The sequence below is a fragment of the Deinococcus rhizophilus genome (genome assembly GCF_030271215.1).
Classification (GTDB): Bacteria; Deinococcota; Deinococci; order Deinococcales; family Deinococcaceae; genus Deinococcus; species Deinococcus rhizophilus.
Genome location: NZ_JASNGB010000171.1, coordinates 1 through 6,698 on the forward strand (window position 1 = coordinate 1; position 6,698 = coordinate 6,698).

General features: G+C 73.1%; 10 protein-coding genes and 2 pseudogenes. 7 read left to right on the plus strand and 5 right to left on the minus strand.

Annotated features, from left to right (window positions below; translation table 11 throughout):
- The 3 genes from QOL99_RS17865 to QOL99_RS13965 all read right to left on the minus strand — a co-directional run.
- Positions 1-169: putative immunity protein (locus QOL99_RS17865; protein WP_407650192.1), on the minus strand; the 169-nt coding region annotated here is incomplete at its 3' end.
- A 4-nt stretch (positions 170-173) separates the two neighbouring features.
- Positions 174-383 carry a PDDEXK family nuclease gene (locus tag QOL99_RS13960; protein WP_285524708.1) on the minus strand — a complete coding sequence of 70 codons (210 nt, stop codon included), beginning with the start codon at positions 381-383 and terminating at the stop codon, positions 174-176.
- Positions 384-387: 4 nt separating this feature from the next.
- Entirely contained in the window at positions 388-924 is a 537-nt protein-coding gene (locus QOL99_RS13965; RefSeq protein ID WP_285524710.1) for a GNAT family N-acetyltransferase, read from the minus strand.
- Between the two features lie 82 nt (positions 925-1,006).
- Between QOL99_RS13965 and QOL99_RS13970 the strand changes: the two genes are divergently transcribed.
- Entirely contained in the window at positions 1,007-2,086 is a 1,080-nt protein-coding gene (locus QOL99_RS13970; RefSeq protein WP_285524712.1) for a GGDEF domain-containing protein, read from the plus strand.
- A 7-nt stretch (positions 2,087-2,093) separates the two neighbouring features.
- Here QOL99_RS13970 and QOL99_RS13975 read toward each other — a convergent pair whose 3' ends face one another.
- Positions 2,094-2,768 carry a flavin reductase family protein gene (locus QOL99_RS13975; RefSeq protein ID WP_285524714.1) on the minus strand — a complete coding sequence of 225 codons (675 nt, stop codon included), beginning with the start codon at positions 2,766-2,768 and terminating at the stop codon, positions 2,094-2,096.
- Between the two features lie 31 nt (positions 2,769-2,799).
- Here QOL99_RS13975 and xseB point away from each other — a divergent pair, with 31 nt between their 5' ends.
- From xseB to QOL99_RS17870, 4 genes and pseudogenes are all read left to right on the plus strand, one after another.
- Positions 2,800-3,054 carry an exodeoxyribonuclease VII small subunit gene (gene xseB / locus QOL99_RS13980; RefSeq protein WP_285524716.1) on the plus strand — a complete coding sequence of 85 codons (255 nt, stop codon included), beginning with the start codon at positions 2,800-2,802 and terminating at the stop codon, positions 3,052-3,054.
- Between the two features lie 36 nt (positions 3,055-3,090).
- The gene (locus tag QOL99_RS13985; protein ID WP_285524717.1) at positions 3,091-3,726 is read left to right on the plus strand and encodes a lysophospholipid acyltransferase family protein; all 636 of its coding nucleotides are present in this window, start codon (positions 3,091-3,093) and stop codon (positions 3,724-3,726) included.
- A 578-nt stretch (positions 3,727-4,304) separates the two neighbouring features.
- Positions 4,305-5,183, plus strand: coding sequence for an ABC transporter substrate-binding protein (locus tag QOL99_RS13990; protein WP_285524718.1), 879 nt, complete (start codon positions 4,305-4,307; stop codon positions 5,181-5,183).
- Positions 5,184-5,277: 94 nt separating this feature from the next.
- Positions 5,278-5,577, plus strand: a pseudogene (locus tag QOL99_RS17870) (iron chelate uptake ABC transporter family permease subunit); the annotation flags it as partial.
- Here QOL99_RS17870 and QOL99_RS17875 read toward each other — a convergent pair.
- On the minus strand, positions 5,520-5,735 hold the full coding sequence (locus QOL99_RS17875; RefSeq protein WP_407650190.1) for a hypothetical protein: 216 nt from the start codon (positions 5,733-5,735) through the stop codon (positions 5,520-5,522). The pseudogene QOL99_RS17870 and the gene QOL99_RS17875 overlap by 58 nt on opposite strands.
- Positions 5,736-5,752: 17 nt before the next feature.
- Between QOL99_RS17875 and QOL99_RS14000 the strand changes: the two are divergent.
- Both QOL99_RS14000 and QOL99_RS14005 read left to right on the plus strand, forming a co-directional pair.
- Positions 5,753-6,406, plus strand: a pseudogene (locus QOL99_RS14000) (FecCD family ABC transporter permease); the annotation flags it as partial.
- Positions 6,399-6,698: ATP-binding cassette domain-containing protein (locus QOL99_RS14005; protein ID WP_285524719.1), on the plus strand; the 300-nt coding region annotated here is incomplete at its 3' end. The pseudogene QOL99_RS14000 and the gene QOL99_RS14005, both read left to right, overlap by 8 nt.

The window sequence follows — 6,698 nt, forward strand, 5'->3', positions numbered from 1 at the left end:
GGGCCGTGGGCACCGTGATCTCGCCGCGTGCCCAGGCCCGCGCCGCCTCGATCGCCTCACGCGGCCGGGAGTCGGTCGGACAGGTGGCCTCGAACAGCGGCAGGACGCGCCCGGCGTCGTCGGCGGCGGCCTGGGCGAGGGCGCGGTGGGTCGGGTCGGTGGGGGGCATCCGGCTACTGGTAGAGGCAGTCTCCGGCTCGCATAGCGCCCTGATAGAGAACGCCAAAGATGTTGCCGCTAATCAGCGCGTGAGAACGGCTCGCGCCCGCCTGGCCGTGCAGCGGGTACACGAAACCGCCCACATACTCGTGCTTCTGGGCGTTCTTTCCCTCCAAGCGCAGGTACTCCTCCACGCTTATGGCCTGGGGCGCGGGATCGCTCATGGCCCTATCGTAGTTGCCCCAGGTCATCCCAGACCAGCCGCACCTCGCGCAATTCACCGCCGGGGATGGGGACTGTTTTCGCGCCCTCCTCGCGGCCGCCCTGCCGGATGTACCACGCCCGCGTGGGGTTCACGTCCAGCACCCACAGGGCCAGCGAGCGGTCCCCCTGTTCGTGAAGCTGCCGGGCGACCCCGGCCAGCAGCGCCCGGCCCAGGCCCCTCCCCTGCGCCTTCCTCAGCGCGTAAAGGGTGTACAGCTCGGCGTCCACACCGGGATGGTCGCGCGGCGGCCCGGCAGAGGCGAAGGCGACCACCTCGGCGCCCCGCTCCCCGACGAGGACGGTCTCCTGCCCCTGGGCAAGGGTCTGGCGCCAGTTCGCCTCGCGCCGCTCGCGCATGGCCTCGTCGGTCATGCGGGTCAGGAAGTCGTCCGGGAGCAGCCCCATGTAAGTTTCGCGCCAGCTCGTGACGTGGACCTGCGCCAGTGCGGGCGCGTCGGCAGGGATGGCCGCTCGCACATGAAAGGGGCGGGGCGAGGTCATGCCCCAGCGTAGACGACCCCGCCGAAAGGGGGTACCCCCAGGGGATGGCCCTGCCCCCGGCCGGGCGGGTAGCCTGAGTCACGTGACATGGCGGGCGCCGGGGACCCTGGCGAGCAGTCCGGAATTCCGGTTCCGGTACGGCTCGCTGCTGGTCGTGCTCGTCGGGGTGATGGTGACCTCGGTGGTCACGCTGCTGCTGTCGCCGGGCTGGAACTTCTCGGCCTCCGACCGGCTGGGGCTGGGGCTGCTGGCCCTCAAGAACGTGGCGCTGACGGCGTGGCTGTGGCGGCGCCCGGACCATTTCGCCCGCATCGGCCTGATCGAACTCGTGATAGAGGGCGCGGCCGGACTGGTCAAGCTGTGGAGTGCGCTGCTGGTCGATCAGACCGCCTCCGGCCTGGGCGGGTACGTGTACTGGCTCTCGCTGAATTACTTCGTGGCGGCGCTGGTGCTGCGGCCCCGCGCGGCGCTCACGGTCTCGCTGGGGTGGTTCGCGGCGCTGCTGGGGATCGGGGCCGTGTACTGGCTGGCCCCCGGGATTCCCGTAGAACGCCGCGTGCTGTGGGGCAACGCGCTGCTGCAGCTGTACCTGTCGCACCTCACCCTGATCGCCTTCCTGACCGTGCAGGGGCAGCTGCTGCGGCGCTACCTGCGGGCCATCGTCCACGCCGAGCGCGAGGCCCGCTTTGCGAACGTGGATGGCCTGACCGGACTCGCCAACCGCCGCCAGCTCGACCTCTGGCTGGGGGAGGCGGGGCGCGGCGGCGCGGACAGGCCCTGGAGCGTGATTCTCTTTGACCTCGACCACTTCAAGGCGGTCAACGACGCCCACGGCCACCTCACGGGCGACCGGGTGTTGCAGGCGGTCGCGGGGGCCGCCCGCTCCGCACTCGGCCCCGGCGAACAGCTGGGGCGCTGGGGCGGCGAGGAGTTCCTGGTGGTGCTGCCGGGGCGGACCCAGGCGCAGGCGGCGGACCTCGCCGCGCGGCTCTCGGAGGCGGTCGCCGCGCAGGAGGCCACGGGGTCCGTCCGGGTCACCGTGAGCTGCGGGGTCGCGCAGGCCCGGCCCGGCGAGGTGGCCGGGGACGTGCTGGCCCGCGCCGACGCCGCCATGTACCGCGCCAAGGCCGAGGGCCGGGCCCGGGTGCGGCTGGCGGGATAGGGCGGGTTCAGTCCTGCCCCTCGCCCCGCTCTGCCCGCCACCCGGCGTAGGTCATCCGGTCGATCTGGAAGGTGTCGCGCGTGCGGGTGTAGGTCCCGCGCCCGCCCATCCGCCCGATCAGGTCCAGCGCCGCCGTGTCCACGTGCAGCCGCTCGGGGTCGGCCAGCGCGTCCGCGTGCAGGTGCAGCCCCAGCACCTCGCCCAGCACGATGCGGGTGCGGCCCACCGTCACGGTCTGGACCTCGCGGCATTCCAGCGCGGCGGGACTCGCGGCCACGCGCGGCACCGCCACCCGCACGCCGGGGGCCAGCCTCACCCCCACCGCCCGCGCCTCGCCCATCCCGTGCGGAAAGTCGGTCGCCGTCTCGTTCATGACCTGGGCCAGCGCCGCGTCCACCAGATTGACCGTGAACTCGCCGCCAGAGCCGATGTTGAGCGCGGTGTCCTTGGGCGTCCCGTCCGGGCGGTCGCCGGGGGCGAAGGCCACCACACCGGGGTCCGACCCCATCAGGCCGAAAAAGGAGTAGGGCGCAAGACCAACCTCCCCGCCCGGTCCCAGCGTGCTCACCCAGGCGATGGGCCGGGGCACCACGACGGCGGTGAGCAGCTTGTAGCGCCCTTGGGCGGACAGGGCCGCGAAGTCGAAGTGCCGGGTGTCGGGCGTCGGGGCCTCGGGGGTCATGGGGCCAGCCTAGCGGCGCTATCCTGCCCGCGTGCCAGGCGACCCCCTCACCTACCGCGAGGCCTACGCGCGGCTCTCGCGCATCGCCGCCGAACTCGACACCGGCGAGGCCGACCTCGACCGGGTGCTGCCGCTGCTCGAAGAGGCCCGCGCCGCCTACGCCGCCTGCCGGGAGCGCATCGCGGCGGTGCAGTCGGCCCTGTCGGGCGACTGGGGCGAGGAGGAGGACGGGCCGGACGACGAGAACGCTGTCCCGGCCCCCGACCCCGACGACGATCCTTTTTGAGCGGCTCTCCCGGGCCGGGCCGGGTATCCTCGCCCCATGAGTGACGCCCGCCGCGCTGCCCCCGACGCCGCCGGAGCCGCCCCCCGCGTGAGGCCGCTGGTGTACCGGGCGGTCGTGGCCGTGATGAACCTGCCGCTGCGGCTGCGCGGCGAGCGGCTGGAGGTGCAGGGCCGTGAACACGTGCCGCCCCCCGGTACCCCGCTGATCGTGGCGGCGAACCACCGCTCGGCGCTCGACCCCTTCATCATCGCGGCGAGCCTGCCGCCGGGGCGCTTCCTGCAGTTCATGGCGAAAAAGGAGCTGTTCGTGCCGGTGGTCGGCCACATCATCCGCGCCGGGGGCTCCTTTCCGGTCGACCGCACCACCAACGACCTCGGCGCGGTGCGGACCAGCCTGCGCATCCTGCAAGCGGGCGGCACGCTGGGCATCTTTCCGGAGGGCACGCGCGGCGGCGGCGAGCTGCACGGCGGGGTCGCGCTGCTGGCCCTCAAGGGCAAGGCGCCGATCCTCCCCGTCGGCTTGCGGCGCGAGGGCAAACGCTGGACCGTGCGCTTCGGCCCCCCCCTGTCGCCCACCGGGGGCATCAAGGCGCTGACCGCCGAGGTGGGCGACCGCCTCGCGGAGCTGGCCGGAGAACCGCTGCCCAGCCAGGGGGAGGGGGGGGCGCTTTAAAGCCCCTTTCCCGGCCCCGGTTTGCAGGGCGACCGCAACGTCGCAAGGTTCGCACAGCCCCCCATGACCCCTCTGCAAGCAGCTCTGCGAGTCCGGTCCTACAGACCAATTCCCCCCAAAGGGAGGCTTCCCGTGGGCGACGTTTCCTCAGTTCCGTGCGCTTCAAGGCTCCCTTTTCAGGGGGGCTGTCAGCAACGCTGACTGAGGGGTGGACCGAGGCGGGCAGGTCCAGAACCGGACTTTGCGGTCGCCCCGCCCCCGCTTTGCCCTATAGTGCCCCCGACGGAGGCAGGGAAAGCCGGTGAAAGTCCGGCACTGTCGCGCAACGGTAACCCCCCGCACGGGGAGGAAGTCCGAACACCGGCCCCGTCCCGGCCTGCCCCAGCGGGTGAGCCGGTTGGCCTGACCTCTCGCGGACTGGAGGAACCGCCCTGGCGCAGCCGAAGCGCCCCCACGTCGGGGGCACGGAGCCGCCCCCGGACGTGCCGAGACCCCCCCCACTCCGCCCCCACCGGGGCGGTTTCGTCGTTTCCGGCCCCCACACGCGAGGGAGAGCCCCCCAACAAGGAGCCCCACCCATGAAGACTCTCCCTTCCAAGACTGTGCTGGCCGTGTCCCTCCTCGCCCTGCTGCCCACCGCAGCGGCGACCACCTACCCCCTGACCCTCACCGACGACCTAGGCCGCAAGGTGACTCTCAAGGCCGAACCCAAGCGGATTATCAGCATGGTGCCGGGCCACTCCGAGACTGTGTGCGCGATCGGCGCGTGCGGCAAGCTTGTTGGGGTGGACAAGTACAGCGACTACCCCCAGCAGGTCGCGCGGCTGCCCCGGGTGGGCGACCTCTTCGCCCCCGACGTGGAGGCAATGGTGGCCCTCAAGCCCGACCTGGTGCTGGTGAGCCGCTACAGCAAGCTGGAGGCACCGCTGACCCAGGCGGGCATCCCGACCATCGCGCTGGACATGGAGAAGTACGACGAGGTCTTTTCCAAGACGCTGACCCTGGGCCGCATCCTGAACCGCGAGGCGCAGGCGAAGAACGTGGTGCTGAACCTCCGCCGCGAGATCGCCCGCGTGGAGATTCTGACCAGGAACGCCGTTCGCAAGCCCACGACCTACCTCGAGATCGACCCCACGCCGTACTCGGTCGGGCCGAATTCCTTCATGGGCGTGCTGCTGACCAAGGCGGGAGCCCGCAACATCATCCCGGCGGCGCTGGGCGACTTCCCGAAGGTGGACCCCGAGCTGATCGTGAAGGCCAACCCCGAGCTGATGCTGGGCCTGACCCGGCAGGCGGCAGCGGCCCGGCCCGGCTGGAGCGGCCTGAAGGCGGTCAAGTCGGGCCGGGTGATCGACATCCCGAAGGACCTCAGCACCATCCTCAGCCGCCCCGGTCCCCGGATGGGGCGGGCGCTGCGCGGGCTGGCGCGGCTGGTTCACCCGGAACTGTTCCGGTGAGGCGGGCGGGCCGTGAGCCGTGAGTCCTGAGCCCACCGCCGCCGGGACACCGCGCCTGTGGCGCTTCGGGCGCACCGCCGCGCTGGCGGCCGCCCTGTGCGCCGCCGTCGTGCTGGCGGTCGGTCTGGGCAGCGTGACCATTCCCCCCGGCGAAGTGCTGGGCGCCCTGGGGCGCGGGGTGACGGGCCTCTGGACGGGCGCGGAGCTGTCCCCGGAGGACGTGATCGTCTGGCAACTGCGGCTGCCGCGCGTGGCGATGGGGGTGCTGGTGGGGGCGTGCCTGGCGGTGTGCGGGGCGGCCTTTCAGGGCGTCTTTCGCAATCCGCTGGCCGACCCCTACCTGCTGGGGGTGGCGAGCGGGGCGGGGCTGGGGGCCACGGTCGCCATCGTCGCGGGGTGGCCGCGCCCGCTGGTTCCCGTGGCCGCGCTGCTCGCGGCGCTCGCGGCAGTCAGCCTGACCCTGACCCTGGCCCGCGAGGGCCGCCGCCTGCCCCCCGTTCGCCTGATCCTGGCCGGGGTGGTGGTGGGCAGCATCCTGAGCGCGGTGTCCACCTTCCTGATCCTGCGNCGCGGGGTGGCCGCGCCCGCTGGTTCCCGTGGCCGCGCTGCTCGCGGCGCTCGCGGCAGTCAGCCTGACCCTGACCCTGGCCCGCGAGGGCCGCCGCCTGCCCCCCGTTCGCCTGATCCTGGCCGGGGTGGTGGTGGGCAGCATCCTGAGCGCGGTGTCCACCTTCCTGATCCTGCGCGGCGAGGACCGGGCGCGGCAGGTTCTCGCCTACACCCTGGGCGACCTGGGCTTCAGCGGCTGGGGGGACGTGCTGACCGTGCTGCCCTACGCGCTGGTCGGGGGCGGCGTGCTGATGGGGCTGGGCCGGGCGCTGGACACCCTGCAACTGGGAGACCTGACCGCCCGCTCCCTGGGCGTGCCGGTGGAGCGGCTGCGGCTGCTCGTCGTGCTGGCCGCAAGTGTGGCGACCGCCGCCGCCGTCGCCTACGTGGGCATCATCGGCTTTGTCGGACTGGTCGTGCCGCATGTGGTCCGCATGGCGTGGGGGGCGGGGCACCGGGTGCTGCTGCCCGTCTCCGCGCTGGCGGGAGGCACCCTGCTGGTGCTGGCCGACCTGCTGGCCCGCACCACGCCGCTCTCGCAGGTGGGCGTGGTCACGACGCTGCTGGGGGGGCCGTTCTTCCTGTGGCTGCTGCGGCGGGGGGGCCATGACTAGCCCCGTGGTCGGCACGGGCACGCTGGAGGCCCGCGACCTCCACGTCCGCGCCGGGAGCTTTCCCGCCGTGCAGGGGGTCACCGTCACCTTCCGGGAGGGCGAGTTCAGCGCCGTGGTCGGGCCCAACGGGGCGGGCAAGAGCACGCTGCTGCGGGCGCTGCTGGGCCTCACGACTCCGGAAGCGGGCGAGGTCCGGTTGCTGGGCCGCCCCCTCCCCCAGTGGACGCGGGCGGTGCGGGCGCGGACGCTGGCCTACCTCGCGCAGGGCGAGGGCCTCCCGGAGGCGGCGCGG